A 26699-nucleotide genomic window follows, 5' to 3' on the forward strand; every position below is an offset into this window, starting at 1 on the left:
ATTTTTCTATTTTTTCTTGACAAAAGAGGCGTTTGTAAAATAATATTATGTTAAACAGACGAAATAAATAAAAACGTAATATAAAAGAGGTGAAAAAATGGATCAGGCAGCCCTTTTAAAAGAAAAAATTCAAAACGGTTTTATTGTTGAAGGCGTCGGTGACATGAATGAGGAATATTTAAAGGCATTAAAACAGACGTTGATTATTGTCGGAGATACAGAATTGTTAAGTGTGCCGCCGCTCCTTACTGTTTATGATCAAGCGCCCACTTTAAATAACAAAATTACAGCACTCGCCATTATGCAGGATGAAATCGGTCATGCACATATTGCTTTCAGGCTACTGAAAGATTTGGGCGAAGATACAGACGAATTATTGTACAATCGAGCCCCAAATAAATGGAAAAACCCTTATGCCTTTGACTTTGAACTGTCAAATTGGATTGAGCTTGGAGTGTTTAATGCGTTCTTTGACCGCGCCGGCTACACACTGCTTGGGGATGCGTTTGAGCATACATCTTACGGGCCATGGAAACGCGCATTAGTGAAAGTTGATAAAGAAGAATTGTTCCATCTTAGAAATGGTGAAATCATTATGAGAACAGCCATGAATGATCCGAAATTGCAAGAGGAAGTTCAAAAAGCGGTTGATTGGATGTTTTTAATGGCGCTTGAATTTTTTGGTGTAGAAGACCGTTTAAAATCCAGATCCGCACAGCTTGAATACCGCTTAAAAGGAAGAACAAACGATGAGCTCCGTCAAAAATGGCTGTCGACAGCAGTTCCATTCTGTGAATCAATTGGAGTAAAAGTTCCAGCTCATTATGATGAAGAACAAGGAAAATATGTGCTCGATGTCCCATTCCCTTGTAAATTTGATCCAGTCAATAAAAAATGGCTGTTCGACCAGCCGGACACATGGGAAAACGTCATTAAACGATTTAAACAAAGAGGGCCGCAAAATGAACGGTTTGTAGGAAGAATTCAAAAAGGGGCAAAAGAATTAGAACAGCTGAGAAAAGAGGTGGTATGATGCAAAAACAAGCTGTGGATACGAAAAAATATTGGGAGGCGCTGAAAGAGGTGATGGATCCTGAATTCCCAATAAGCGTTGTCGATATGGGGCTCATTTACGACATTCAAATGAATGACGGGGAAGTGCATGTGACGATGACATACACAGCCGTTTCCTGCGCCTGCATGGAATGGATTGAAAGCGATATAAAAAATCGGCTTCTTGCAGAAGAAGAAGTAAAGGAAGTACACATAAATGTCGTATGGGATCCTCCATGGACGGTCGACCGTCTTAGCCCAGAGGGAAGGGAAAAATTAAAGTATTGGGGTGTAAGTGCAAAATGATCGCAGAAAAAATAACCTATGATATTTTTGCCCGCATTAATCGGGGAGACAACTTAATGCATATAGGCACGGTAGAAGCAGAAAACAGCGAGCTGGCAAAAGTGTATGCAACGTTTACGTACGACGAAGAGGATTGGACCGAAATGGTTGTCGTGGAACGAAACAAGCTGAATTGGGTGAAAAAACCTGATTGGCTATTTTCAGAGAAAGGAGCTGAAGCATTGTGAGCGTAATGGAACAAGGAACGCATTCTTTGATTGAATTGCTGGAGACAATAGCGGATAACAAATATGTGCTTGGCGACCGTTTAGTGGAAGTTGGTGTAAGCGGTCCGAATTTGGAAGCGACCTTGTCTGCTATAGCTATGGCTCAAGGAGAACTGGGGCATGCAAGACTTTTGTACAATTGGTGTTTTGATTTAAAAGGGGTAAAAGGCAAGAAGCCTGACATTCAAGCACAAACAGGAAAAGCTTTTCAAACAGCTGTAAACGTTCAAAACTGGATTTCTCTCATTGCTTCGCTATATGCAATCAATGCCGCAATCGATATCGTCTTTCAAACGGTGTTAAAAACAAGTCATTCCAAGGTTGCTTCACGGATTCAAAAGCTTGTCCGCGAACAACACGATCATATCATCTATGCAGAAAATTGGGCAAAACAACTTCTTCTTGATCAAGGAGCTGTCCCCTACAGATTTCAAGAAGCATTAAGGGAGGCGGCAGAGGAAGCAAAGGCTTGGCTTGCAAAAGTTGAAAAAAGTGAAGAATTGAAAAAGGAAGGTTATTTCCCGGAAACTCCTTCGTTCACGGAAAAATTTGAAAAACGGCTGCAGCAATTAAATGCGGAACAGCTTGTTCAAGCAAAGTGAGTGATGCTCATGTCAGAATCAGGCGTTCTTTTAGAAATTCAAAACAAAGTGGCTATCATTCAATTAAATAACGCAAAACGTGCCAACGCATTAAGCAAATTTTTAGTAAAAGATCTTTCTTATGCGATAAACACGATAAAAGATCATTCGAATGTAAGCGCAGTTATTTTTACGGGAGGTGAAAGCAAAGCGTTTTGTGCAGGGGCGGATTTAAAAGAAAGGCAGTCCATGAGCGAACGAGAAGTGGAAGAATATGTCACATTGCTCAGGAAAACATTTACAAATATCTCATCTTTGCCAATGCCGACGATTGCGGCTGTAAAAGGATTGGCTCTTGGAGGGGGATGTGAACTTGCTCTTGCCTGTGACATTCGTGTCATGGAAAAAGGGGCGCTCATCGGGTTGACGGAAGTTTCTTGGGGAATAATCCCGGGAGCCGGCGGCACTCAACGGCTGGCGCAATTAGTAGGAATCGGCAGGGCCAAGCAGCTTATTTTTACAGCTGAAAAAATAAATGGCGAAAAAGCTTATGAAATAGGACTTGTCGAGTATATTTGTGAAGCTGGCGAGGCTGAATTGAAAGCGCTTAACATAGCGGAAAAAATCTCGGAAAATTCAATTCATTCTGTCCGTTTAGCGAAGCAGGCTGTCGACAGTTTTGCTCGAGAACTAATGGAAAAGGGTCTGATAGCGGAATGGGATTGTTATCAAAAAACGATTTATCATCCGGATCGTTTAGAAGGATTGGCGGCTTTTCAAGAAAAACGCAAACCTGATTTTTCAAATAATAAATGAACAATGGAAGGAGAATAATGATGACAGTTGAAACAACTGCTAACAAAAATTTAACGGTGGTCAAAAACAGCGGAGTGGCGGAAATCCATCTTCACATCAATAAAACGAATGCCTATGGGCTGGAGTTTTACCAAGAATTCAACGCAGCGATCGATGAGCTTCGCTTCGATCCAAACATAAAAGTGGTCGTGCTGATGAGCGATGTGCCGAAATTTTTCTCGGCAGGAGCGGATATCAACTTCTTAAAAGCAGCGGATCCGCGCTATAAAACACAGTTTTGCCTGTTCTGTAATGAAACGCTGGATAAAATCGCCCGTTCGCCGCAAGTATATATCGCCTGTTTGGAAGGGCATACAGTCGGCGGAGGATTGGAAATGGCGCTAGGCTGCGATCTGCGATTCATGGGAGATGAAGCAGGAAAAATCGGCTTGCCGGAAGTATCGCTTGGGGTGCTGGCTGGAACGGGAGGAACGCAGCGGCTCGCGCGGTTGATCGGGTATTCGAGAGCGCTGGATATGAACATAACTGGGGAAACGCTGGCACCGCAGGAAGCGCTGGACATTGGTCTCGTCAACAAAGTGTTCCCGCAGGCGGAAACGAGAGAGCGGACGCTCGAGTATGCGAGAAAGATAGCTGAAAGCGCAAGCTATGCGGTTTCAAACATCAAGCTGTCGATCATGAACGGAAAGGAAATGCCATTGAACGTGGCCATCCGCTACGAAGGAGAGCTGCAAAACTTGTTGTTCCGCTCAGAGGATGCAAAAGAAGGATTAAGCGCATTTTTAGAAAAGAGAAAACCAAATTGGAAAGGGATATAAACGTTAGCTTTTCATATATATTGTGAAGCCTCCTGAATATATATCTTCTTCAGGCGGCTTCAATGCCGCTTCATCTATTCAAAAAATTGATATATAGGATGGTGAAAAAATGGATCTCCGCGGATTAGGTTTGCTTTACAATGCGGCAGTGCGGTTCATTGATGAAAGTGTAGAGAAAGGTTTGGGCGATAAAATAGCCATTTGTTATCGCGATGAGCGCATACACTATAATGAATTGCAGGAGAAAGTCAATCAGACAGGCAACATGCTCCGTGAGCTCGGTTATAAATTGGAAGACCGCCTTTTAATGGTTTGCCACGATACACCCGAATTTATTTATTCATTTTTTGGCGCCATAAAAATTGGTGCTGTCCCCATTCCGGTCAACACCATGATGAAGCCATCCGATTATGAATATTTTTTAAACAACAGCCGGGCAAAGGGCTTAATCATCCATGAAGATATTTGGGAAAAGATTGAAGTTTACAAAGAACGGTTTTGCTTTTTGAAGGATATCATTATCATTCCGGACAGTGAAAGCGAACAATCAGGCACACATTTAAATTTCCTCCAACTGATGAATAGGGCAAGCAAAAAGCTTGATGCAGCCATGACGAACAAGGATGATCAAGCCTTTTGGCTGTTCAGCTCCGGAAGCACCGGTAATCCAAAGGGCGTCATCCATTTGCAGCATGATATGGAATATGCTTTCAGCACATATGCGAAAAAAATATTGCATATAAGTGAAGAAGACCGATGCTTGTCCGCATCTAAACTGTTTTTCGCCTATGGCCTTGGCGGAGGAATGTACTTTCCTTTAGGAGCAGGAGCTTCAACTGTATTAGTGAAAGAACGCGCAACTCCGGAAGCAATGTTTCAGGCGATTGAAACGTACAAACCGACCATTTTCTTTGGGGTTCCGACTTTATATGGAGCGATGATTGATTATGTGTCGCGAACGGGAAAACAATTCGATTTGAGCTCGCTCAGAGTTTGTGTATCGGCTGGAGAAGCGCTTCCGAAAGCATTTTACCGCAAATGGAAAGAAATGTACAATGTCGATATTTTAGACGGAATTGGTTCAACAGAGGCTCTCCACATATTTTTATCCAATCGGATTGGAGATGTAAAGGAAGGAAGCTCCGGAAAAGTCGTTCCTGGTTATGAAGCAAAAATTGTCGACGAAATGGGCAGGGAATTGCCTCCAAATGAAATGGGAGATTTGTTGATTCGCGGAGACAGCATCGCACATGGATATTGGAACCTTCATGAGCAAAACAAGAAAAAATTCGTCGGAGATTGGCTTCATACAGGTGACAAATATTATAAAGACGAAGAAGGATATTTTTGGTATTGCGGGCGCTCCGACGATATGCTGAAGGTTGGCGGGATTTGGGTATCGCCTGTAGAAGTCGAAAATTGCCTTCTTCAACATGAAAATGTACTGGAAGCTGCAGTTGTCAGCGTGCAAAATGAAAATAATCTTGTCATTCCAAAAGCATATGTTGTTTTGAAAGATAGAACGCCCTCCAAAGAAATGGAAGATGAATTAAAAAACTTCGTGAAGCAGCAGCTGGCCCACTACAAATACCCGCGAATTATAGAATTTATTGACGAACTTCCGAAAACAGCAACAGGAAAAATTCAGCGTTTTAAACTTCGGGAATTATTAAAATCGAATTCAGCTCAATAGTTTAAGACATAGCATTGAAAGGAGTACGTACATTTGAAAAGAAACGAATTTCAGCTCAGGGTGAACTTTGGAGATACGGATGCAGCCGGCATTGTATACTATCCGAATTATTTTAAATGGTTTGATATTGCAGGGCATCAATTTTTTAGAAGTATCGGCCTTGCTCCGGCTAAACTCATCAAAGAATACAGCATCATTCTTCCGCTGCTTGATGTCCGCTGTACGTTTGAGCAGCCGTTATATTATGACGACATTATCACTATTAAAACAGAAGTAATGGAAGTGAACCGGAAAACAATAAAACTGAAGCATGAAGTATATCGTGAAGATACAAGAACCGGGCACGGATATGAGCTCAGGGGGTGGGTGAAAGAAGAAAACGGAAAAAAATTTGCAGTGCCCATACCTGAAGAGGTGAAAAAATTGCTTCAAGAAGACGGGTTTGGTGAACAGGCTCAGATCAATCCATGGCTCAGCGCATAAATGAACATTGAAAAAATGTAATGGAGGAGAGTAGCGTGGATCTTAACGTATCCATTCATGATGTGTTTGAAAAAGCATATAAGCGCTATCCTGATAAAGAATTCATTTACGATGGCTATAAACGTTTAACTTACAAAGATATCAAACAAATGTCCGATTCCATCGCCTCCGCTTTCCACCAGCTCGGTATAGGGAAAGGAGACCGCATCATTGCATGCCTGCCGAACTGGCATGAGTTTCTTGCCATATATTTTGCAATTGCAAAAATAGGCGCCATATTAGTTCCATGCAATACGCGATATCGTGTTGAAGAATTGTCTTATATAGTGGCCAATTCTGGTGCAAAAGCAATTTTTGTGGTAGAAGAGCATGGCCATTTCCATACGGTAAAATCTTTAATGGAAAGTAATGAAAGCGCTTTGGAAATGGTGTTTACGGTGCGGTTTCAAGAAGATGGTCGCCATTCCTTTGAAGATTTGCTGAAAATAGGACAGTCGAAGCTGCCGCCGGAAGTGTCCATCGATCCGAAAGAAGATGTGTTTTCCATTTTATATACTTCAGGAACAACAGGACTTCCGAAAGGTGCCATGCTCACGCATTTAAATTTTGTCCATAATGCCGCATGTACAGTGGAGGCGCTTCAATGCGACGAAAATGACGTATTTTTAGTGGTCGTTCCTGTCTTTCACGTGTTTGGCATGGTTCCAAGCATACTGGCAGCTGTGACTGCCTGTGCCAAAATGGTGTTTATGGAGCAATTTAAAGCGGAAGCTGTATTAAAAATGATTGAACAAGAAAAGATTACGATACACCATGGAGTTCCGACAATGTTTATATTGGAATTAAATCACCCTCAATTCAAATCCTATGACTTATCTTCGTTAAGAACAGGTATTATTGCGGCAGCACCATGCCCTGTCGAAGTCGTGAAAAAAATTAGAAATGAGATGGGATGCAATATAACTATTTCCTATGGTCAAACGGAAACATCTCCAGTTGTGACAATTACAAGCTTTACAGACAGTGACATCATTCGTTCAGAAACGGTCGGCAGAACGATTCCAGGAGTTGAAATTAAAGTTGTTGATGTGAATCGCCAAACTTTACCGACTGGAGAAATTGGCGAACTTGCTGTGCGCGGGTTAAATGTCATGAAAGGCTACTTTAACATGCCTGAAAAAACGAAAGAAGCCATTGATCAAGATGGCTGGCTTTATACAGGTGACTTAGTGACGCTTGATGAACAAGGTTATGTCCGCATCGTTGGACGGAAGAAGGAAATGATCATCCGCGGCGGCTACAACATTTATCCTCGAGAAATTGAAGAAATTCTTTATAAGCATCCGAATGTAGTAGAAGTAGCCATTATCGGGCTGCCTGACACTGTTTTAGGAGAGATTTCATGTGCGGCGGTAAAATTAAAAGACGGAGCTTTGGAAACGGAAGAATCGATGAAAAATTATTTAAAAGGAAAAATTGCTGACTACAAAATACCGGATAAAGTTGTTTTTGTCGATGAGCTGCCGATGACGCCGAGCGGAAAAATTAAAAAAGTAGAACTTCAGCAAAAATTAAAAGAAGATTTGCAAACAGAATTGCGATAATTTCATGCAAGGAAGATCAAACGGTAGACATATGTTTGATCTTCCTTCATCATAAAGTTAATCAACCTTCTGGAAAATTTGACATCCGATTGATGACCTACGGCTTCTTCATAACATTTTTTAAAAGAGTAGGAGTGAAACTGTTGAGACAAAAAGCGTCAAGATCGGAATTAATTGAAGTGGCTCAAGGACGGAGGCCCGCAGATTTAATTATCAAAAATGGTACGGTGATCAACGTCTATTCAGGAGAATTGTTGAAGCAAAATGTCGCTGTTTATCAAGACTCCATTGCATATGTCGGCGAACGGGATGTCCTTTCCGATGAACATACAAAAATTATTGATGCAGAAGGGATGTATGTTTCACCAGGTTTTATTGAACCGCATGCACATCCGTGGGTCATCTACAATCCTGTTAGTATGACTAGGAAAGTTCTTCCCCTTGGAACAACGACAACGGTAAATGACAATTTGTTTTTTTATTTGCATATGGGAGCTGCTGGATTTAAAAAAATGGTCAAAGACTTGAAAGACCTTCCGGGCAATTTTCTTTGGCTTGTCCGGCTTGTCTCGCAAGCGAATTTCAAAGGAGAAAGGGAATGGTTTAATCAAAAGGATGTCCAAGAGCTTTTAGAATTAGAAGAAGTTGTCGGAACAGCGGAGGTCACAAGATGGCCGCTTTTGTATCAGGCTGATTCCTTTTTGCTTGATACAATTGAAGTGGCAAAACAGAAAGGGAAAGTCGTGGACGGTCATACAGCGGGCTGTTCATATGAAAAATTGATTTCCATTGCTGCGAGCGGAGTCAGCGCTTGTCATGAAGCAATAACGGCAAAAGAGGCGCTGGACAGGCTGCGGTTGGGAATGTGGACGACTTTACGCAACAGCTCGCTTCGCCCTGATTTCCCTGAAGTTATAAAAATGATTACAGAAGGGAAAGTCAGTACACATCGAATTACGATGACAACCGACGGTCCACACCCTGGGTTTATCGAAAAAGAAGGCTTTGTCGATGGATTGATCAGAAGAGCTGTAGAATTAGGAGTGCCGGTCATAAACGCGTTGCAAATGGCTACGATCAATGCAGCCGTTTATTTGCGATTAGATGATTATATCGGCGGGATTGCTCCAGGAAAATTGGCAGACATTTTACTTCTTCCAGATTTGAAATATTTTCGGCCGGATATCGTCATTTCAAGAGGTGAAGTCGTAGCCGAGCAAGGAAATTTGCTTGTGTCGACACCAAAACTAAATTGGAATCAATATGTTGTCCGGGAGCCATTTGCGTTTTCGAAGCAACTTTTGGACGATTTAAACTTGTACCGTTACCCATATTCAAGTACTGAACAAACTGTTCCGGTCGCTTATTTTAAAAGCAATGTCATTACGCAGCGAAAAGATGTTAAGCTTCCAGAAGCAGAGGGATTCGCAGATATTTCCGGTGAAGAAGGCTTATTGTATGCATCGTTAATTGACCGGAACGGAAAGTGGGTGTCGAAAGCGATATTAGAACGATTTGCCGTTCATCTAGATGGGATGGCGTCAACTTACAATACTACAACAGAATTGCTTGTGATCGGAAGAAATCCAAAAGCGATGGCCCAGGCGGCTAAAAGAGTGCATGAACTAGGAGGAGGAATCGTCATTGTTGATGGCGAGGACATTGTGGTTGAAATACCTCTTCCATTTACCGGCATGATGACGGACGATTCATCATTTGATCAAGCTGTTCGATATCATGATGAGCTGTTAGCAGCCGTGCAGCAAAGAGGATTCCCATTCCATGACATTTTATATACGCTATTGTTTTTAACTTGTGATTTCTTGCCCGGTCTTCGTCTTATTCCATTTGGTTTGTATGATGTTAAGAAAAATGAAATGCTGCTTAAAGCGGAACCAATAAAAGATCAAATCGCGAAGTAAAACTAGAAAAAGAGAGCTGAGCCGTTTCCTCCAGGGGGGCAGCCCAAAAAGTCAGAGTTAACTGACTTTTTGAAGCCCCTTCATTTTAGGAACTTATCGGACAGGCCATTTTTCCAATCTTGTTTATATCCTTCAGAAGTCTTATGAAGGACTTTTCTTATGCTCTCTTTCTGAATTCGGTTCTTCAAAAGTTTTTCAGCATATACAATTGCTTCTTGTTGGACCTCATTGCCTCTATGAAGGCCATTTACAAATTTTATTCGATTATTTTTGTCCTTCACAGCAGTATTTCTCCAAAATCCTTCATTTTAGGAACTCAACGGAGAGCCCCTTCTTACAATTAGTCAAGAGTTTTTCGTAACTATTTGTTTCAGTGGATTTATTTAGGAGGCAGTGGTACCCCTTCCTCCTAAATAAATTTACGCATGCCTAATAGATCTAACGATTTTTGTTTTTTTCACTAGATCAAATATGTTATATTTTTCCTGAACAATTGCGAAGTTGCTGATGCGATTTCGTAATTGTACGTTAAAATGTGTGTATTAAGATGGAAGAGACACTTCAATAACTTATTCACACAAGCGATGGACGCAACTTTATGACATTTGTTATAAGGTTGCGTTTTTAATTTGTCGTAATATTCTACAAAATGATTGTTTCCAATGCGTCGTTGGCGTTAACGATTCCTTTTTCTTATCCACGATCTCATGGATTCAACATATTAAACCTGATCTTATAAGGTCCGTGAAGTAGGCCAGTTATTTCAATGCGAACCTATCGTTCTTTAGGCTGTCACGACCTTTTCTCCACTTCTACTAAAAAAATAGCAGCACAGACATTGGTCGTGGTCTGTGCTACTAATCTTAATATGTTTTTTTCGGGTTTCACATTGTTGAAGCCTCATTTGAGAGCAACAAGGATAAATACATGCTGAATCTCCTACTATTTGTTTTTTTATATAGTAAACTCCTTTTCTGGTGCACTTTAATCAATCGGGAAGCAGGCTGGATGGACGAAAATGGACAAGAAACATTCTGGGAATGTCGGTACAGTTTGGAAAAGATGTACTTATCGTTTGTTCCAACATTTGAAAATCGGCAGGAAGAATCGTTTAAAAAATAGCAGATGCGGAAAACTCAGTTCATCATTATCTTACGGTTCGTTTCAAAAGAAAAAATTTCCTGGGAAAAGCTTGAAAACTATAATCCAATTTTTCGGTTGAAGGCGGTGCTTCTCATCGTCTGTCCATTGGTTGGCGAACAAATAAAAGTTTTGAACATCTGCCAGTTACAAACAGACAGAAAATAGTTTAGAAGAGATGTACTCACTGTTTTAAATAGCACAATCATATAAATCAAACTTTGAAAAAGGACAACAGTCTTTCACAGCGTAAAAAGCTGTGCTTTTTTGACGCAAAAAAATTTTTCCAGAAAGTATTGTCATTTTTTTCATAATAAAGTATGATTTATCTGTATTAAGAATTATAATACAGTTAATACAGATGTGGGGGCTGCGGGAAAATGCTTGATATAGATTTTCGAAGCCGAAAACCGATCTATGAACAGCTTGTCGATCAAATAAAAGAGATGATTGTAAGCGGAGTGCTGAAAGGGGGAGAACAACTTCCCTCCGTCAGAGTGCTTGCACAGCAATTGACGGTGAATCCAAATACAATTCAAAAAGCTTACCGTGAGCTGGAGAGGATCGGATATATTTACTCGATTCAGGGAAAAGGAAATTTTGTTTCGGAGAAGATTGAGGCATCTAATCAGGAAGAGCTGAAAATGGTTAAAGAAAATTTGCAAAAATTAGCACAACAAGCATTATTTTTAGGGATGCAATCTGATGAGCTCCTGCAGATCATGGAGGAAATTATCAAAGATCATCAAGGGGGAAAAAGAGATGATTGAAGTCAAAAAGGTATATAAAACATTTCAAAATGCGACTGTGTTATCTAACATCGATTTACAAATTGAAAAAGGATCCATCTTCGGGCTTCTAGGTTCAAACGGCGCTGGAAAAACGACGCTGTTGAAGCTGATCGCAGGTTTGTATAAACAAGATAGGGGAGACATTTTAATTGATAAAAAACCTGTATTTGAAAATGAAGACATTAAGCAAAGATTCATATTCCTTACAGATATTCCTTATTTTTTCCCTCATTATACGATCAAACAGATGGCGAATTTTTATGAAAACATATATCCATCCTTCAGCAGAGAACGATTTCAAACATTGCAGGATGTATTTGATCTAGATCTTAAGCAAAAAATTTATCGCCTGTCAAAAGGAGTTCAGCGTCAAGTGGCATTTTGGCTCGCTTTTTCCGCAATGCCTGAACTGCTCATTTTAGACGAGCCGTTTGACGGTTTAGATCCGGTCATGAGGAAAAAAATGAAAAATATAATCATCCAAGATGTGGCAGCGAGAGAAATGACTGTGATCGTCTCTTCCCACAACTTGCAGGAAGTAGAGGATATAAGCGACCATATCGGCATTTTGCATAAAGGTGAACTGCTAATAAAACGGAATTTGGATGACCTAAAGTCGAATATACACAAAGTGCAAATTGCCTTTCAAGGAAGCGTTCCTTCGGAAATGCTGCAGCAGCTTCAAATTGTCTATCAGGAACAAAGAGGCAGCGTGCATTTATTCATTGTAAAAGGAAATGCTGATGAATTTTCCAGCTATATAAAAAGCTTTAAGCCTCTTTTATTCGATTTGCTCCCGCTTACATTGGAGGAAATTTTTATTTATGAAATGGGGGAAAAAGGATATGCAATCGAAAACATCCTTATTTAAAAAAGAGCTGTTAATTCAAAATTTCCGTTCTGTCGGTTGGGTAGGACTTACGTTTTTGATCGGTCTAATTCTATCAGTACCGATGGAAATTGCGGTGTTGTTTTCCGGGAGAGAGAATTATAATGAAGAGAACATATATGAAAGTTTGTTTTCCATTGCACAAGAACTTCAATTACTCATGTTAATCGTGATACCTGTGCTTATGTCCATTTTTTTGTTTCGGTTCCTGCATGTAAAGCAATCCAGCGATTTTCTTCATAGTCTTCCGATAAATCGGAAAATGCTTTTTTGGCATCATTGGCTGACGGGTGTTGTGTTTTTAATCGTACCTGTCATGATTACTTCTCTAATATTGGCCGTTTTAATACAGGTGTTTGATTTGTCGAGTTATTTTCGTGATTTGAACCTTGTTAGATGGTTTTGTACTTATTTAGCATATACGTTATTATTGTTTTCTATCGGCACCTTCTCTGCCATGCTGACAGGAATTAGCACGATTCAAGCTGTATTGACATTGATTATTTTATTGTTTCCTTTCGGGGTTTATCAACTTATAGTGTACAATTTGCAATACATTTTGTTTGGATTTCCGAGCGGCTATTATTTGAATAATAATCTTTGGATCGAATTTTTTTCACCGCTTACGAGGCTGATTTCTCTCGAATTCCAGCCTTTCTCTTGGTGGGAAATCGCCGTTTATTTATTGCTAGCAGCCTTGTTTTGCTGTATTTCCTTGCTTCTGTACACACGGCGGCCAGTCGAATATGTGTCACAAGCCGTTATTTACTGGAAGCTTAAACCAGTTTTTAAATATGGCGCCACTTTTTGTACGATGCTGCTCGGTGGGATGTATTTTGGCATTATTGACTATAGCGGAAGCTTATTATGGATTTGTACCGGATATGTAGTTGGTACACTCATCGGTTATTTTATAGCTGAAATGATCTTGCAGCAGACGTGGCGAATCAAGCCTAATTTCAAAGGATTGTTTATTTATTCTATTACAGTGATACTTGTATTCATTTTGACCGGTTCTGGTGCGGGAGGATATGAGAAAAAGGTTCCGAGAGTTGCAGAAATACAATCGGTATTTTTCAGCAATTATTGGTATTACGAGGACGAGATGATTAAAAAGTTTATCTACCAGGAACCGGAAATAATCGAAGCAATTCAAAAGCTGCATACAGAAATCGTTGCCGAAAATAGATCCAAAGATGTTTCCGAACCTGAATCGTTGTTTATCGTCTATTATTTAAAAAATGGAAGCAAATCGATCCGCCAATATGAAGTTGATCGGAAATCGTTCGAACGATATTTGAAGGAGATTTATGAATCGAAGGAATATAAAAAAGCAAACTATGAAGTTCTAGACGTAAACGATCAAGATGTTGAACAAATAGTATTTCATTCTAACTATTCAAACTACTATGTTGAAAAAGTGGATATTGCCAATAATTCTGATCAACTCGCAAAAGCATTAAAAGCATTAAAAAATGACATCGCGAATCTTACATATGAAGATATGATCGATGAAAGAAAAGACTGGGGAGAAATTGAAATCACTTTAAAAAATAATAAGCAATTATTCATTCCATGGAAAAAAAGCTTTAAAGAGTTCGATGAGTGGATGAAGAATAACGGAACGGTTAAAAACGCAAGAGTGACAGCTGATGATGTCCAATATGTACTCATAACGGAGAATAACATCAATCACGATTTGGATTATAAAAATATGCTGAAAGAAATTGAACAAGATCCGCAAACGGTCAAAATTGTAGATAAACAGTTGATTGAACAATGCTTGCAAGATGAAACAGAATCGACTTCAGGAAAAAATATTATGTTCATTGTTTATAAAAATGGAAATTATGAGGTTGGCAGCTTTGTTCATCCAGAAATAGCTGAATCGATCAAGAAACAGGCAAAAAAATAAAAAAGGATTGGAGAATTATGAATGATATAATATCCGCTCAAGAGAGCTTTCAAGACATCTATTGTATGTTTTATAAAAAAGTGTACCGGATTGCTTTTTCCATAACGAAAGATGTACATTTGGCAGAAGACGTATTGCAGGAAACATTTTTGAAATTTTATCAAAAGGCTGAACAAATTGAGGATATGGAAAAAATCTCTGGTTGGCTCAGTACAGTAGCAGCGAGAACTGCGATTGATTTTCTTCGGAAGGAACAGAAAACGCCGTGCCCCCTAGACGAATTATTGATCAGTCAAGGGGGCAATGTGGAACAAACAGCAGAATATGAATGGCTGAAAGAGACCATTTCTCAAGAAATTCGGAAACTAAAACCGAAATACCGTGAAATTTTAGAATTGAAATTGTATTATGATTTAAAAGAACAGGAACTAGCTCAACAGCTAAAGCTTTCGAAAGGAACAGTTAAAACTAGGCTTCACAGGGCAAGACGCACGCTGAAAGTGTCGCTGAAAGATGCGATGTAAAGTTCGGGTGCTCTTGCCCCTTTTTTACGTCTTTTCCCAGATTTTTAAAATCAGGGGAGAAGCTTATGAATTTTTCGCTTTTCGATATTGATACTGTTTCCATTGGAACCGGATAAAGCAGCCGATGCAAAATCCTAAAATCGCAATGAAAGCCGCTGAAAAAACTAAAATCGAAAAAATATATCCTAAAACATCAATATGAAAAGAAAATCCGATAAATGCTAGCAGCAAGCAAGTGCAGGCAATGATTTGATTGAATTGCTGATCAGATCTATCTTCTAAATGATAGGACGAATGCGGTTTTCGCAAAAACGTTTTAGCGGCCGCCATAATCGGATTGACGCCAAAAATAAGTCCAATCAAACCAGCAATAAGCGGAATAAGAAGAAAAAGCGGCTCGTTTGTGATCCAAGTGATCAAAACAGACAAAACAATTGTCCATTGATTCGTTCAAACTAGAGGACGAGGGATGCCGTCCATGGAAATCCCACCTTTCCATATATGTTTTATGATATTTATATCATAAATGTGCAGGCATTGCATCTTTTTTGATTTTGATCAAGCCTCCATTCATATAATTATGTTACAATGGTTGGTAGATATTATGGAAATTAGGGGGATATGAAAATGTCAATCGGTTATGTAAATGGTCGCTTTGTTGACCTCAATGAACCGGTGATCCCGATTGATGAAAGAGGACACCAGTTTGGAGACGGAGTGTATGAGGTGATCCGCGTTTATAACAAAAAGCCGTTTATGCTGCGCGAGCATTTAGAGCGGTTACAGACAAGTGCTGAAGCGATTAAATTAAAACTCGATCAAACATTGGAGCAATATGAACAGCTGATAAAAGAAGCAATTGAAAAATCAGCATTAACAGATTGCGACGTCTATTTGCAAATTACGCGCGGAGTGGCCGTTCGAAATCATTTGTTTCCAGATGTTTCTGTTTCAACAACGATGACCGTAAGACCTGCAAAGCAATTGCCCCGTCATTTGCGGGAGAACGGCGTTTCTGCTATATTCCATGACGATGAGCGGTGGGCCAATTGCTATATTAAATCGCTTAACTTATTGCCGAATATTTTAGCTAAACAAACCGCCCATGAAAAAGGAAGCTATGAAGCGATTTTAGTCCGTGATGAATATGTGACGGAAGGATCGAGCTCCAACGTATTCATCGTCAAAAACGGAACAATTTATACGACGCCGCTATCAAAGCATATATTGTCAGGAATTACAAGAATGGCGGTAAAATCGATCATTGAAACAGAAGGTTTAACATTAGTAGAAGAAAAGTTTACGAAAGAGGATGTACTTGAAAGCGATGAAGTCTTCATTACGAGCACAACTTCTGAAATTTTACCAATCGTGACCGTAGACGGGCAAAAAATTGGCACGGGAAAACCGGGTGAGATCGCGACAACACTTTATCAAAAATTCCAAGAAAACATCGCAAACGAATAACGAGCCTATTGATCGTATAAGCCTGCAAGAAATCTTTCCTGCCAGGCTTTTTTTTATCATAAAAAACAGGGGGAAAACATGAATATTATTGATCTTCATTGTGATGCGCTGATGAAGCTGGCGAATGCTAAAGGAAAGCTGAAGTTTGCTAACGCCTCGTATTTGGATACGAATAAACAAAGATTGATCAAAGGTAAAATTAAGGTTCAATGCTTTGCCGTCTTTATCGATCAAAAAATAAAAACTGAATACAAATTCCAAGCGGCGCTTGAACAAATCGATCTGTTTTTTACAGAAGTGCTTGGAAACAATCCGGAAATGAAGCAAATAAAGGATTGGTCTGATTTTTATAAGCTTGAGGAACATGAAATTGGGGCGATGCTGACTCTCGAAGGTGTTGATGCGATTGGAGGAGATCTCTACAAACTTCGACTTCTTTATCAGCTGGGAGTTCGATCGGTTGGATTGACATGGAATTATGCCAATCTGGCAGCTGATGGAGCACTTGAAGAACGAGGCGCTGGTGTAACAGCATTTGGCAAGGAAATCATAAAAGCAAACAATGAGCATCGAGTTTTCACTGATGTCTCCCATTTATGCGAGCGTGCGTTTTGGGATGTAATCGAGCTTGCGGATTATCCGATTGCGACCCATTCAAACGCCCGCGCCTTATGTGATCATCAGCGCAATTTAACCGATGAACAGGCAAGGGCAATGTTTCAAAAAGGCGGTACCATTCACATCGTGTACGCCCCCCAATTTTTAACAACTAATGATCAGGCAGCAATCAAAGATGTAATCAAACATATCGACCATTTTTGCATGCTAGGTGGAGTGAAACAAATCGGACTTGGCTCTGATTTTGACGGAATTGAGCAAAAAGTAATAGGATTGGAAGATGCGGCAAAAACACAAAACTTGATCAATGAACTGCTGAAATATTATAATGAGGACGAAGTGAAAGGATTTGCGTATCAAAATTTTCTCAATCATTTACCGAAATAGGTGCAAAAGCAAACTGTTAAGATTGCTTTTTTTTTGAGTTTAAATCCCCAAAAACATACTTGACTTATCGGAATTATAAACATTATAATAAAAAAAACGAACGATTAAAGGTGGTTAATTTTATGGAAAAAATGTACTATATTCCGAGCCAACAGGCATCGTTAGCTGCCACATTGCATATACCGAACGCTCCATCTAAAAACGAAAAATTTCCGGTTGTTGTTATTTGTCACGGTTTTGTAGGAAGCCGAATAGGTGTCAACCGATTGTTCGTCAAAGCAGCCAACCATTTTGCTTCGCTCGGCTTTGCCGTTTTGCGGTTTGATTACGAAGGCTGCGGCGAAAGCAGCGGTATTTACGGAACTTATGGCCTCGACCGCTTTATTGAACAAACGATTCATGTTATCGATTTTGTTGAAAAGCTTCCTTTCATTGACAAACATGAATTATATTTGCTTGGCCATAGTTTAGGAGGAGCAGTGGCGACACTCACAGCTGTACGGGATGACCGCGTGAAAAATTTGGCGATTTGGGGAGCGGTCGGTCGGCCATTTGAAGATATAGCGGCCATAGTTGGAAAGGAAGGTTTAGAAGAAGCAGAATCAAGCCAATATGTTGATTATGAAGGCTATTCCTTAACGAAAACATTTTTCCGCTCGCTTGAACAGTACACACCTTTACAAGAGGCAAAATCGTTTACAGGTGACGTATTCGTTGCCCACGGAACAGAAGATGAAGTCATTTCTCCTTCTTATGCTTGCCTGTATGAAAAAAGCTTCAAAAAAAGGGCTAACAGCGTTGAAAAATCACTCATTATCGGCGGAAACCATACATTTTCGTCTATTTGTCATTCAACCGAATTGTTTCAACAAACAGGAGAATGGCTTGAACGGCAAAGAAAGTTAAACGATGATCGAAAAAAAAGATTATTTAATGAAAGAGTTTCTAAACGAAAAAGAAGGTTGACCGGACAGCTCGGTCAACCTTCTTTTTGTGCGCCCGGCATGGGTGTAATCTATAGGGTGAAAGTCCCGAGCTGCGAAGGCAGAAGTAGCAGTTAGCTTAACGCAAGGGTGTCCGTGGCGACGCGGAATCTGAAGGAAGCGAGCGGCAAACTTCCGGTCTGAGGAACACGAACTTCATATGAGGCTAGGTATCACTGGGTGAGTTTGCAAGACAAAACAAAGCCCTTTCTGCCGAAGGTGATACAGAGTAAATGAAGCAGATGGATGGAAGGAAAGATTACACTCTTACCCGGGGAGGTCTGGCGGATATGTGAAGTACGCTTCATAACCTACTTAGTGATAAGTAGCTGAACCGTCAGAAGTCAGCAGAGGTCATAGTATTAGTTGGTCTAGAACAACTAAGAAGGACCGAACAATTAAGAGAGAATAGCCCTTGGCATTCAGTGAGTCATGATGAACACAGAAAACGTAGTACCTCACTTGAGGGAGGAAGCGGTGAATCCCGTGGGAGATCTCTTGGAGGGTGGAGTGACCACTGGCATAAAGAGAACAGCTATTCACGGAAGTTATAAAGACTTGCGTCAATTATCTTAATTGAACCGCCGTATACGGAACCGTACGTACGGTGGTGTGAGAGGACGGGAGTTAATCGCTCCCTCCTACTCGATTTAATAATAAGGAGAAATCAAGATGTATACAAGAACACCAGTAAATGAGACGTATAGCCAAATCGGCATCGCCCAGCGAACAATTTTCCGGTGTTTTTCTACCTGTCTTGACATTCCCCAGAAAAAGGCAAACAATGCAAGCGGAACAATGACGGCTGCTAATATGCTATGGGAAGTTAGAATAAATAAATAAAATGTTTTCATAAATCCTTCACCGCCATAACGGGTCGGTTCAGATTGCAAAAAATGATAGGTTAAATAAGAAATACAAAATAAGGTGGTCGTTGTAAACGCTGCGATGATAAAGTTCCGGTGTACTTTAATATTTTTCTTTTTAATTGCATAAAGAGCAGCGAGCAGAAAGACGAACGTAAAGCTGTTAAAAATCGCATTAAGTCTTGGGAAAATCGTCAAATCAAAATGGACTTCGCCTCGATATCCGATTGGAGAGAAAAATAACAGTAAAATAATGGCATTTATAATAACTGACAGTGTCACAACAATGCCGGTGTAATTTTTTTTGTTGTGAGGCTGTTCATAGTTTTGGATGGAGTCCATTTTTTTCCTCCTAACATAAATTTTCTCATTGTATATTTTATCATTTTAAAATGGATTTAAAAGTGACAAAGTGGTGAAAATCGAAATTTTGACAAATCTCTACTTAAATTATAGAAAAATTTTGATAAAATGGAAATAAAGAAAAAAATAGTTCTTTTGGAGGGGATGAGGATGTACAAAAAAATATTAGTTCCAATGGATGGGTCTGCCCATTCTACACGCGCGCTTGAGCATGCTGTAAAACTTGCCAAAACAGTTGGGTCTGAAAAAATCACGATTTTGCATGTCAATAATTTAAGATTTACAGAACAGTATTATTTTGTTGATATTTCCAAATTAATTGATGAAGAAAACGAAGCGATTTTAAAACCAGCGATTGATTTCCTTACTGAAAGCAACGTACCGCATGAAACACATATTTTCCAAGGGGAACCAGCAACAATTATTACGGATTATGCAAAAGAACATGACTATTCCATCATTGTAATGGGAAGTGCCGGAAAAGGCGCACTGAAAGCAACGTTGTTGGGAAGCGTCAGCCGAAAAGTAGCCCAAGAGGCTCAATGTCCAGTCTTAATCATTAAATAAAAATAAGAAATTTGTCCATTTTAGTTTACATACGAGCTAAAATGGGCTTTTTTTGTTTGCTATAAAGTGAAAGGGAAAAATTGTTCAAAGCTTTTGATCATTACTGGATAGGATGAAATGAAGAGGGGATGGGCTCTAAAGAGAATAACAATATGCCTTGCATTACAGCAGAAGCTGTTTGGGGAATACTTTACAATTGCTGCAGCAAGAAAGGCGGTTTGCGGCATGCACTGCCCATGAATAACAGCAATATAAACGTATTTGTGCATTAAATGAAAAACGTAGAGCAGCGACGTCTGGTTTATAAGCAATCAACTTTCTGCAAGGAAAAGCAAATCAATTGCTCTATTGTGTACATCAATCGGCACCAGCTGTTACGGCTTGATAAAAGAAAGGGACCCAAAATGCTGACCTTTTTGGATCCCTGCTTTTATGGCCAAAAATGAGTGCAAACGTTAAAATACTGGAACATCTTTTTATGGGAATCGCTTTAAAATCCCTTTTCCTTTTCACACATTTCCACTGCAAAGCTTCTTTAGCAGGACAGACCATTTTTTTCATTAAAATAGGCATCAAACGTTTCAGCTTTCAAAATTTCTGTTGAACGTTTCCATAGATTTGGGAAGAGGATCGCATTCAACACTATAAGAATAGCCATTGTATGCATTTCATATTTCGGTCGCCAACTGCATGTGACGAGGATTTCATTTTTTTGATATCTCTGATACAGTTACAAACTCATAACCTTGTTGTTTTAAATATGGCAAGATTAGCTTCAATGCCTCTACTGTGGATGAATGAATATCGTGCATTAAAATGATGGAACCGTTTTTTGTCTTGGCTTGAACGATTTTAAGTACTTTTTTTGGGTCATCCGTTTTCCAATCTAATGTATCTACAGTCCATAGAATGATAGGCTTTTCAATAGCTGATCTGACCTTTTGATTAACAGCCCCATATGGAGGGCGGACGCAATTCGCTTTTAAGCCCGATGCCTTGAAAATTTCTTGATCGGTCATATTTATTTCTTCAAGTATTTTCTCTTTTTTTATAGTTGTAAAATCTTTATGGCTAAAGCTGTGGTTGCAAATTTCATGTCCTTCCGAACCTATTCTTTTTACAATATTAGGATAAAAATTAACTCTTTGACCAATCACAAAAAAAGTGGCTTTTGCATGATACGATTTTAATAAATCCAAAATTTCTGTTGTATATTTTGGGTGAGGGCCGTCATCAAATGTTAGAGCAACTATTTTTTTGCTTTTGATCGGCTCGTCTTTTTGGATGGGAGGTTTTTTCGGCAATGGTTCTGCTTTTTTTGGTTTGTTTTCTTCCATCCATAATCGCTTTCGCCACTCCTCTGTCAATAACTCTTTTCCTTTCGTTAAAGGAATGGAAATTTCAGGACTTTCAGCACCTTCTGTTACTTCATTGCTATGAAACTTGAAAACAATGAATTTGTTTGTCAAATAAATATTGGAAAAATCGTTATATGGGTGATTGAGCCACTTGTTAAGCTTCTTTTTGCTAAAGCTTTTTTTATATTTTTTTGATTGAAGAAACTGGTCCGTCAATTGAACATGCAGCTTTTCTTTTGTTTTTTCATCGATTTCAAGAATGTCTTGGCTGTTTATAAAACGTTCTGCTGCCAAATCGACTATGAAGATTTTAAAGTCTTTACTTTCTTTTTCCCCATCTGAATGGCTTTCCGAAGTAAAAACAAAAGAATAGACGCTGTCTGTGACCGGATAGAGGCGAAAAGTCAGAGAAAAATTCGACGAATCTTTAAACAAGCGCCATTTTTGGGATTGAATTTGTTCGTGAAACCGTCTTTTCTCTTCTTTGACGTAAGACTGGATGGATGCATTCAGTTTGCTGCTTTGAAATCTCGGATAGTGTATGGCGGAATGGAATTCTTTTTTATCCTCAATATCTGAAATTAAGTCAACTCCATCATATTGCGATTTTTCTATTTGTTTGCTTCCATTTGCTGGGACAGACTGTACCCTTAATGTTTTGTAATAAAAAGACATTAAAAAAATGAAAATGATCGAAATGAAAACGATGCCGCTTATTTTCCATACAAACGATTTCACTAATGTTCACTGCCTTCTTTAAATAAATGCCGTATGTAAAATGTCAACGAATATAGAGTACTATCAGGATGAAAAGATGTCAAAGCCGTTTTCCATTTTTAATAAATTTTTTTAAAATTGGCTTTTATATCCATACATTTCTGCGATCCTTATGAAATTCGAAATATCATCATAAATATATTGTTTCAGTCCGTTTTCTTGAGCTTGATTCATATACTTGATGATTCTTTATCTTCTTGTCATTTCATTCATTGCTTCGGTTTGGATATGCGCTTCACCAATCTTTTTTGAAAGCTTCGTAAAGAGGTATGGATCTAGTGTAAATGTTAGTTGTCGTTCGAAACCTTTATCTCAACCTGTTTCGTGACGATCTAGCGGTGAATAAAGAAGCCGAGAGAATGCGTAAAATATTTATCAAATATTCAAGATGTTGAATGGTCGAGTTGCTGCTATCAGAGCCGTTGTAATGTTCATTTCATAAATAAATTTTTTGTTGTTAAACGAAAGCTTCCCTATTTTTTTCAAGTAAATGATGATTTATTCCATTAAAGTTTCAAACTAATATATTTAGACGCTCTTTCTTTAATATATGGTTCAGTCTGCTAAAAAAATTCACCTGAATTTGCATAATATGGATTATGACTAAGTTTCGTTTGTAATGCCAATCGCCAAAGGAGTGTCATATACTGACTTTAATGTTTTTCTTACTCCGGCGAACTTATGTAGCAGTTTTGTGGAACATTGCACATTGGGTTGTCGGAAGCCGCATAGCGAATTTTAATAGCGTTTTTTACTGTATGCTTAAAATAGATCAACAGGGGAATAAGCGGTTTTACTTCGGGATCTCCAGCCTACAAAGGTTTTATATTCAGCTGGAGAAGGGAGATCATATATGGATTTTTTAATTTTCAGAATTGGTAAGCAAGTTTCTTTACATTTGTTTTCGATTGCGTTTACAATGAAATTATAAACATTTTTGGCAAAGGAGGAGTTAAGATGTACGATGTGATTATTGTTGGTGCCGGTCCTGCAGGGGCAAGTGCTGCACTGTTTACAGCGAAGGCTGGAAAGAAAACATTAGTTTTAGATCACGATAAGTCAATGACGAAAAGGGCATGGATCGAAAACCACTATGGTGTTTTGGAAATTACAGGTCCTGATTTAATTGATATTGGGAAAAAGCAAGCTGAAAAGTTTGGGGCAGAAATAAAAAACGAGCAAGTGGAAACAGTTGAAACAAAACAGGATGGACTTATCGTCAAAACCGATGGCGGTTCGTATGAAGCGAAGCATGTTATTTTGGCGACAGGAGTATTGACGGATTTAGCCGAGAAAATCGGATTAAAAACAAAAGACGGAACAGAGCCTCGCATCAAAACAATATTCGATGTGGATTCAAATGGAAAAACAAATATTGACGGAATTTGGGCAGCAGGTACAGCTGCTGGCGTAAGCGTACATACAATTATTACCGCCGGTGACGGTGCAAAAGTGGCCATCAATGTCATCAGCGAGCTGAATGGCGAACGGTACGTCGATCATGATTTATTGAAAAATTAACTTCAAAAAAGACAGGACATTCATTTGTCTTGTCTTTTTTTATGTGCGCCCGGCATGGGTGTAATCTCTAGGGTGAAAGTCCCGAGCCACGAAGGCAGAAGTAGTGGTTAGCCTAACGCAAGGGTGTCCGTGGTGACGCGGAATCTGAAGGAAGCGAGCGGCGAACTTTGGGTCTCTCGGAACACGAACTTCATATGAGGCTAGGTATCACTGGGTGAGTTTGCACAACAAAACAAAGCCCTTTCTGCCGAAGGTGATACAGAGTAAATGAAGCAGATGGATGGAAGGAAAGATTACACTCTTACCCGGGGAGGTCTGGCTGGCACGCCAAGTAACCTTGGTAACCTATCGAGTAATCGATAGCTGAACAGTCAGAAGTCAGCAGAGGTCATAGTACTCTTTCGAACTCGAGACGAAAGAGGAAGGACTGAACAATTAGGGAGAACGAAACACTAGGCGTTCATCTTCTGTGTGGAAGCAGACAATCCGACAGGACTTACTTGAAGGAGGAAGTGGTGAGTCCCACGGGGGACTTCAAGAGGGGGGAGCAGAAAATGGCACAAATAGAAGAATTCGTTCACGTGGAGAGGATATCTATGTTGATGGACATGATTTTGTCACGGGAGAATCTCCTGGCGTTTTATTTTATATGAAGAAAAGTTCGGAAAAAGTGACAATGTTTTGACGAATCTAAAACTGAAATATTTTGCTGCTTTATAATCACTATTGCCATTCGCTGAAGCAAGAGCAATTAATAAAAAAGCCCTTGAATTTTCCATTGGAGCCCTTAAAAATAGGGAATCGGCTATACATAGAATTTATGTATTTGTCTATAGCTTCCGCCGCATTTTTACATACGATGAAATAGATCGTATGAAGGGAGGGGTTTGATTGGCTCTGCAATTAATGAAATTGGTTGTCACTGCGTCCACAACAACGAATGTCGTTCCTCAAGATCAAAGATTTTTCTACGTCACGACTGCAGAGACTGCTCCGGGAAGTACGCTCACCATTGATGCAGCCAGCTTTTTTCAAGATGATGGTTCAGCTGTTACAGAATTGCCTGCACTGGCAGCTAACAACAGTTATTATAATGTTTATGTCAACGGAGTGCTTCAAATGGGCGGACTAAGTACGTATACGCCGGGAGCAACGACGGTCGGTTCGCTTGCGATCAATGTGCCTGCAGGTGGAGATCCAATTTTAGCTGACACGCCAATTGTACTGGAAGTGGTCAATTATTCACCTCAATCGACAACTGTTGTGTCAGCTTAACAAAATCAGGATCCGAAAGTCCTTCTTTTGGATCCTGATTTTTTTATCCCGTGCAGGCATCACCTATTTCCTCAATTATAAATATATGGAAATAAATTCCAAAATAATAGGAACACCTTTTTGCGGGACATCGCTTGATTTTAATCTTAACATTCCTTTTTTCACTTCATAAATGTTCGGCGGTTGTAAAACACCGTTAATGAAAAGCCGGATATAGGATACATCTTTTGGATCCAAGATCCCTTTATTCGTAAATTCTTTGATTTGATCGGCGTCCGTATAAACGGTCTTTTTTCCATCAGCTAAAGCATAATAGTAAAATGTTTCAGCTTTTAAAGGCTTTTGTTTCATATGAAGCCGAACGTTCATGTGGAGGCGGGAGGCGGAACGGACCCAATCATATAAAACGGGAACATCGATTGTGTGATTTTCCTTCATATTTGTATCACCTCGTAAACTGTTTGTTTTATCATATGTTCGTTCAAGAAAAGGTGAGCTAGCAAAAGAAAATGTTTTTGTTGAATTAACCATTTCTGACCGTCGATTTAAAAAAGGTTTGTATTCCTTACAGTTTTACGTAAAGTATTCGATGATGGCGTTAGGAAAATAATAGTGAATATATTGTTCCATCATCTCTTTCAGCTCCCTTTCCTCTTCTGTTTGATAAACATATTTGCCAATTCCATACCGCCCCCACTTGTATTTTCTTTTTTTCTCATCCATTTCCAGTTTCGTTTTTGGATACCTTGCTTCGATAACTTTTTTGGCAGGTTTCGTGAATCGGTGTTGAATCAATTCAAATGTTAAGTTATCGTCTTCGATTACGTCACCCAGTTTTTTGAATAATTTTCTATATCCTTCTTTCCATCCATCATGCCGATATAGCGGAGCAACAACAAAACCGATAGGATATCCTGCTTTTGCGACTTTCAAAGCGGCGCTGATTCTTTCATCCAATCTTGATGTTCCCGGCTCCAGATGACGAATGACCCAATCGCTGTTGATGCTGAATCGGAAGCGGGTGTTGCCGTTATGTTTGGCATCCAATAAATGGTCTACGTAATGATATTTCGTTGTAAACCGCAATCTCCCCAGCTTTGTTTCTCCAATAAATTCGATCGCTTTTTTGAGTGAATGTGTTAAATGATCTATCCCGACGATATCAGACGTACACGAAGCTTCAAATCTGGTTATTTCTGGAACTCTCTCTTCTATATACTGTTTAGCTTGCTGAAAAATTTCCTCTAAATTTACATAAACGCGAATGTAGGGTTTGCTTCCTAACGTTGTTTGCAAATAGCAGTAATGGCAATGCCCCATGCACCCGGTTGCCAGTGGAATGGCGTATTCGGCAGAAGGCTTGCTCGTATCAAATTTCAATGTTTTTCGAACCCCGATGACTAAAGTCGACTTCGCATTGCGGTATTTCTGGAGAGGTGTTTCTCCGGGGATATTACGCACTTGATTGTGGGAAGTTGTATAGCGAATGTCGATTCCCATTTTTTCGAATTTTTCTTTCCATTCCACTCCAAGCGGGTATTCAAGGGCTCTTGGTTCAATGTATACGAGTTGTGGAATAAACGGCTTCATGATCAATCACCTCTATGTTATTATGCCGATATTCCTTCCGTTTTACTGATTTTCACGAGATTTTATCCCGTCCTCTTTTCAAACTGCTTGCGGAAATAATAAAATGTTGAGAGGGCGATTCATACA

General features: G+C 39.5%; 25 protein-coding genes and 1 pseudogene. 20 read left to right on the top strand and 6 right to left on the bottom strand.

Annotation, left to right across the window (positions count from 1 at the left end; genetic code table 11):
* The first annotated feature begins 97 nt into the window (after window positions 1–97).
* The 10 genes from NSU19_RS06975 (at window position 98) to NSU19_RS07020 (ending at window position 9542) form a co-directional block, all read left to right on the top strand.
* Complete coding sequence (locus NSU19_RS06975) at window positions 98–1033, top strand: Phenylacetic acid catabolic protein (protein WP_066251026.1); 936 nt, start codon at window positions 98–100, stop codon at window positions 1031–1033.
* Complete coding sequence (locus tag NSU19_RS06980; RefSeq protein WP_066251029.1) at window positions 1033–1359, top strand: metal-sulfur cluster assembly factor; 327 nt, start codon at window positions 1033–1035, stop codon at window positions 1357–1359. Before NSU19_RS06975 ends, NSU19_RS06980 begins: the two co-directional genes overlap by 1 nt.
* Window positions 1356–1586: a hypothetical protein gene (locus NSU19_RS06985; RefSeq protein WP_063388948.1), complete on the top strand. Its 231-nt coding sequence runs from the start codon at window positions 1356–1358 to the stop codon at window positions 1584–1586. The genes NSU19_RS06980 and NSU19_RS06985 overlap by 4 nt, the downstream gene beginning before the upstream one ends.
* 5 nt (window positions 1587–1591) lie before the next feature.
* Entirely contained in the window at window positions 1592–2227 is a 636-nt protein-coding gene (locus NSU19_RS06990) for a Phenylacetic acid catabolic protein (protein ID WP_066251115.1), read from the top strand.
* Window positions 2228–2236: 9 nt separating this feature from the next.
* Entirely contained in the window at window positions 2237–3022 is a 786-nt protein-coding gene (locus NSU19_RS06995; RefSeq protein ID WP_339194940.1) for an enoyl-CoA hydratase-related protein, read from the top strand.
* A gap of 17 nt (window positions 3023–3039) precedes the next feature.
* A complete protein-coding gene (locus NSU19_RS07000) occupies window positions 3040–3840 on the top strand; it encodes an enoyl-CoA hydratase/isomerase family protein (protein WP_339199473.1) in 801 nt (266 codons plus the stop codon).
* 109 nt (window positions 3841–3949) lie between these two features.
* Window positions 3950–5533, top strand: coding sequence for a benzoate-CoA ligase family protein (locus tag NSU19_RS07005; protein ID WP_339199476.1), 1584 nt, complete (start codon window positions 3950–3952; stop codon window positions 5531–5533).
* Between the two features lie 33 nt (window positions 5534–5566).
* Window positions 5567–6016 carry a thioesterase family protein gene (locus NSU19_RS07010; protein ID WP_063389426.1) on the top strand — a complete coding sequence of 150 codons (450 nt, stop codon included), beginning with the start codon at window positions 5567–5569 and terminating at the stop codon, window positions 6014–6016.
* A 35-nt stretch (window positions 6017–6051) separates the two neighbouring features.
* The gene (locus tag NSU19_RS07015) at window positions 6052–7620 is read left to right on the top strand and encodes a long-chain-fatty-acid--CoA ligase (protein ID WP_339199479.1); all 1569 of its coding nucleotides are present in this window, start codon (window positions 6052–6054) and stop codon (window positions 7618–7620) included.
* A 143-nt stretch (window positions 7621–7763) separates the two neighbouring features.
* Window positions 7764–9542 (top strand): adenine deaminase C-terminal domain-containing protein, encoded by a 1779-nt coding sequence (locus tag NSU19_RS07020; protein ID WP_066251041.1) that lies wholly within the window; start codon window positions 7764–7766, stop codon window positions 9540–9542.
* Window positions 9543–10002: 460 nt separating this feature from the next.
* Here the strand turns inward: NSU19_RS07020 and NSU19_RS07025 are convergent.
* Window positions 10003–10230, bottom strand: a pseudogene (locus NSU19_RS07025) (hypothetical protein); the annotation flags it as partial.
* 832 nt (window positions 10231–11062) lie between these two features.
* Here NSU19_RS07025 and NSU19_RS07030 point away from each other — a divergent pair.
* Genes NSU19_RS07030 through NSU19_RS07045 form a run of 4 tightly spaced genes read left to right on the top strand, consistent with a single transcriptional unit; the run spans window position 11063 to window position 14801 of the window.
* Window positions 11063–11452 (top strand): GntR family transcriptional regulator, encoded by a 390-nt coding sequence (locus NSU19_RS07030; protein ID WP_063389422.1) that lies wholly within the window; start codon window positions 11063–11065, stop codon window positions 11450–11452.
* Entirely contained in the window at window positions 11445–12344 is a 900-nt protein-coding gene (locus NSU19_RS07035) for an ATP-binding cassette domain-containing protein (protein WP_063389421.1), read from the top strand. Before NSU19_RS07030 ends, NSU19_RS07035 begins: the two co-directional genes overlap by 8 nt.
* Window positions 12319–14277: a DUF6449 domain-containing protein gene (locus NSU19_RS07040; RefSeq protein WP_339199482.1), complete on the top strand. Its 1959-nt coding sequence runs from the start codon at window positions 12319–12321 to the stop codon at window positions 14275–14277. Before NSU19_RS07035 ends, NSU19_RS07040 begins: the two co-directional genes overlap by 26 nt.
* A gap of 17 nt (window positions 14278–14294) precedes the next feature.
* Window positions 14295–14801: a sigma-70 family RNA polymerase sigma factor gene (locus tag NSU19_RS07045; RefSeq protein ID WP_339199485.1), complete on the top strand. Its 507-nt coding sequence runs from the start codon at window positions 14295–14297 to the stop codon at window positions 14799–14801.
* A 63-nt stretch (window positions 14802–14864) separates the two neighbouring features.
* Here NSU19_RS07045 and NSU19_RS07050 read toward each other — a convergent pair whose 3' ends face one another.
* A complete protein-coding gene (locus NSU19_RS07050) occupies window positions 14865–15230 on the bottom strand; it encodes a DUF4395 domain-containing protein (protein ID WP_339199488.1) in 366 nt (121 codons plus the stop codon).
* Window positions 15231–15428: 198 nt separating this feature from the next.
* Between NSU19_RS07050 and dat the strand changes: the two genes are divergently transcribed.
* The 3 genes from dat (at window position 15429) to NSU19_RS07065 (ending at window position 18334) form a co-directional block, all read left to right on the top strand.
* A complete protein-coding gene (gene dat, locus NSU19_RS07055) occupies window positions 15429–16268 on the top strand; it encodes a D-amino-acid transaminase (protein ID WP_339199491.1) in 840 nt (279 codons plus the stop codon).
* 78 nt (window positions 16269–16346) lie between these two features.
* Entirely contained in the window at window positions 16347–17273 is a 927-nt protein-coding gene (locus NSU19_RS07060) for a dipeptidase (protein ID WP_066251054.1), read from the top strand.
* Between the two features lie 122 nt (window positions 17274–17395).
* Window positions 17396–18334 carry an alpha/beta fold hydrolase gene (locus NSU19_RS07065; protein WP_339199495.1) on the top strand — a complete coding sequence of 313 codons (939 nt, stop codon included), beginning with the start codon at window positions 17396–17398 and terminating at the stop codon, window positions 18332–18334.
* A gap of 572 nt (window positions 18335–18906) precedes the next feature.
* Here NSU19_RS07065 and NSU19_RS07070 read toward each other — a convergent pair.
* Window positions 18907–19464 (bottom strand): DUF420 domain-containing protein, encoded by a 558-nt coding sequence (locus NSU19_RS07070; RefSeq protein ID WP_339199498.1) that lies wholly within the window; start codon window positions 19462–19464, stop codon window positions 18907–18909.
* Between the two features lie 171 nt (window positions 19465–19635).
* Here NSU19_RS07070 and NSU19_RS07075 point away from each other — a divergent pair, with 171 nt between their 5' ends.
* Window positions 19636–20052 carry a universal stress protein gene (locus NSU19_RS07075; protein WP_339199501.1) on the top strand — a complete coding sequence of 139 codons (417 nt, stop codon included), beginning with the start codon at window positions 19636–19638 and terminating at the stop codon, window positions 20050–20052.
* Window positions 20053–20756: 704 nt separating this feature from the next.
* Here NSU19_RS07075 and NSU19_RS07080 read toward each other — a convergent pair.
* Window positions 20757–22148, bottom strand: a complete 1392-nt coding sequence (locus tag NSU19_RS07080) for a polysaccharide deacetylase family protein (protein ID WP_339199505.1) — start codon at window positions 22146–22148, stop codon at window positions 20757–20759.
* A gap of 996 nt (window positions 22149–23144) precedes the next feature.
* On the opposite strand from NSU19_RS07080, the gene NSU19_RS07085 reads away from it, so the two are divergent.
* Together NSU19_RS07085 and NSU19_RS07090 are read left to right on the top strand one after the other, a co-directional pair.
* Window positions 23145–23708 (top strand): FAD-dependent oxidoreductase, encoded by a 564-nt coding sequence (locus NSU19_RS07085; protein WP_339199508.1) that lies wholly within the window; start codon window positions 23145–23147, stop codon window positions 23706–23708.
* 891 nt (window positions 23709–24599) lie between these two features.
* A complete protein-coding gene (locus NSU19_RS07090) occupies window positions 24600–24983 on the top strand; it encodes a DUF4183 domain-containing protein (RefSeq protein ID WP_311067116.1) in 384 nt (127 codons plus the stop codon).
* A 75-nt stretch (window positions 24984–25058) separates the two neighbouring features.
* Here the strand turns inward: NSU19_RS07090 and NSU19_RS07095 are convergent, their stop codons facing one another.
* Together NSU19_RS07095 and splB are read right to left on the bottom strand one after the other, a co-directional pair.
* Window positions 25059–25421, bottom strand: a complete 363-nt coding sequence (locus tag NSU19_RS07095) for a DUF4183 domain-containing protein (protein WP_339199510.1) — start codon at window positions 25419–25421, stop codon at window positions 25059–25061.
* A gap of 135 nt (window positions 25422–25556) precedes the next feature.
* Window positions 25557–26573 carry a spore photoproduct lyase gene (splB, locus tag NSU19_RS07100; RefSeq protein ID WP_339199512.1) on the bottom strand — a complete coding sequence of 339 codons (1017 nt, stop codon included), beginning with the start codon at window positions 26571–26573 and terminating at the stop codon, window positions 25557–25559.
* Between the last annotated feature and the right edge of the window lie 126 nt (window positions 26574–26699).

Source organism: Aeribacillus sp. FSL k6-2211 (genome assembly GCF_037966125.1).
Classification (GTDB): Bacteria; Bacillota; Bacilli; order Bacillales; family Aeribacillaceae; genus Aeribacillus; species Aeribacillus composti.

Bases quoted from the DNA above. Each gene is read 5' to 3' on its own strand.
- NSU19_RS07070 (WP_339199498.1), bottom strand. From the start codon at position 19,464: ATGGACTCCATCCAAAACTATGAACAGCCTCACAACAAAAAAAATTAC.
- NSU19_RS06975 (WP_066251026.1), top strand. From the start codon at position 98: ATGGATCAGGCAGCCCTTTTAAAAGAAAAAATTCAAAACGGTTTTATT.
- NSU19_RS07095 (WP_339199510.1), bottom strand. From the start codon at position 25,421: ATGAAGGAAAATCACACAATCGATGTTCCCGTTTTATATGATTGGGTC.
- NSU19_RS06985 (WP_063388948.1), top strand. From the start codon at position 1,356: ATGATCGCAGAAAAAATAACCTATGATATTTTTGCCCGCATTAATCGG.
- NSU19_RS06995 (WP_339194940.1), top strand. From the start codon at position 2,237: ATGTCAGAATCAGGCGTTCTTTTAGAAATTCAAAACAAAGTGGCTATC.
- NSU19_RS07085 (WP_339199508.1), top strand. From the start codon at position 23,145: ATGTACGATGTGATTATTGTTGGTGCCGGTCCTGCAGGGGCAAGTGCT.
- NSU19_RS06990 (WP_066251115.1), top strand. From the start codon at position 1,592: ATGGAACAAGGAACGCATTCTTTGATTGAATTGCTGGAGACAATAGCG.
- NSU19_RS07005 (WP_339199476.1), top strand. From the start codon at position 3,950: ATGGATCTCCGCGGATTAGGTTTGCTTTACAATGCGGCAGTGCGGTTC.
- dat (WP_339199491.1), top strand. From the start codon at position 15,429: ATGTCAATCGGTTATGTAAATGGTCGCTTTGTTGACCTCAATGAACCG.
- splB (WP_339199512.1), bottom strand. From the start codon at position 26,573: ATGAAGCCGTTTATTCCACAACTCGTATACATTGAACCAAGAGCCCTT.
- NSU19_RS07060 (WP_066251054.1), top strand. From the start codon at position 16,347: ATGAATATTATTGATCTTCATTGTGATGCGCTGATGAAGCTGGCGAAT.
- NSU19_RS07075 (WP_339199501.1), top strand. From the start codon at position 19,636: ATGTACAAAAAAATATTAGTTCCAATGGATGGGTCTGCCCATTCTACA.
- NSU19_RS07040 (WP_339199482.1), top strand. From the start codon at position 12,319: ATGCAATCGAAAACATCCTTATTTAAAAAAGAGCTGTTAATTCAAAAT.
- NSU19_RS07000 (WP_339199473.1), top strand. From the start codon at position 3,040: ATGATGACAGTTGAAACAACTGCTAACAAAAATTTAACGGTGGTCAAA.
- NSU19_RS07045 (WP_339199485.1), top strand. From the start codon at position 14,295: ATGAATGATATAATATCCGCTCAAGAGAGCTTTCAAGACATCTATTGT.
- NSU19_RS06980 (WP_066251029.1), top strand. From the start codon at position 1,033: ATGCAAAAACAAGCTGTGGATACGAAAAAATATTGGGAGGCGCTGAAA.
- NSU19_RS07035 (WP_063389421.1), top strand. From the start codon at position 11,445: ATGATTGAAGTCAAAAAGGTATATAAAACATTTCAAAATGCGACTGTG.
- NSU19_RS07065 (WP_339199495.1), top strand. From the start codon at position 17,396: ATGGAAAAAATGTACTATATTCCGAGCCAACAGGCATCGTTAGCTGCC.
- NSU19_RS07030 (WP_063389422.1), top strand. From the start codon at position 11,063: ATGCTTGATATAGATTTTCGAAGCCGAAAACCGATCTATGAACAGCTT.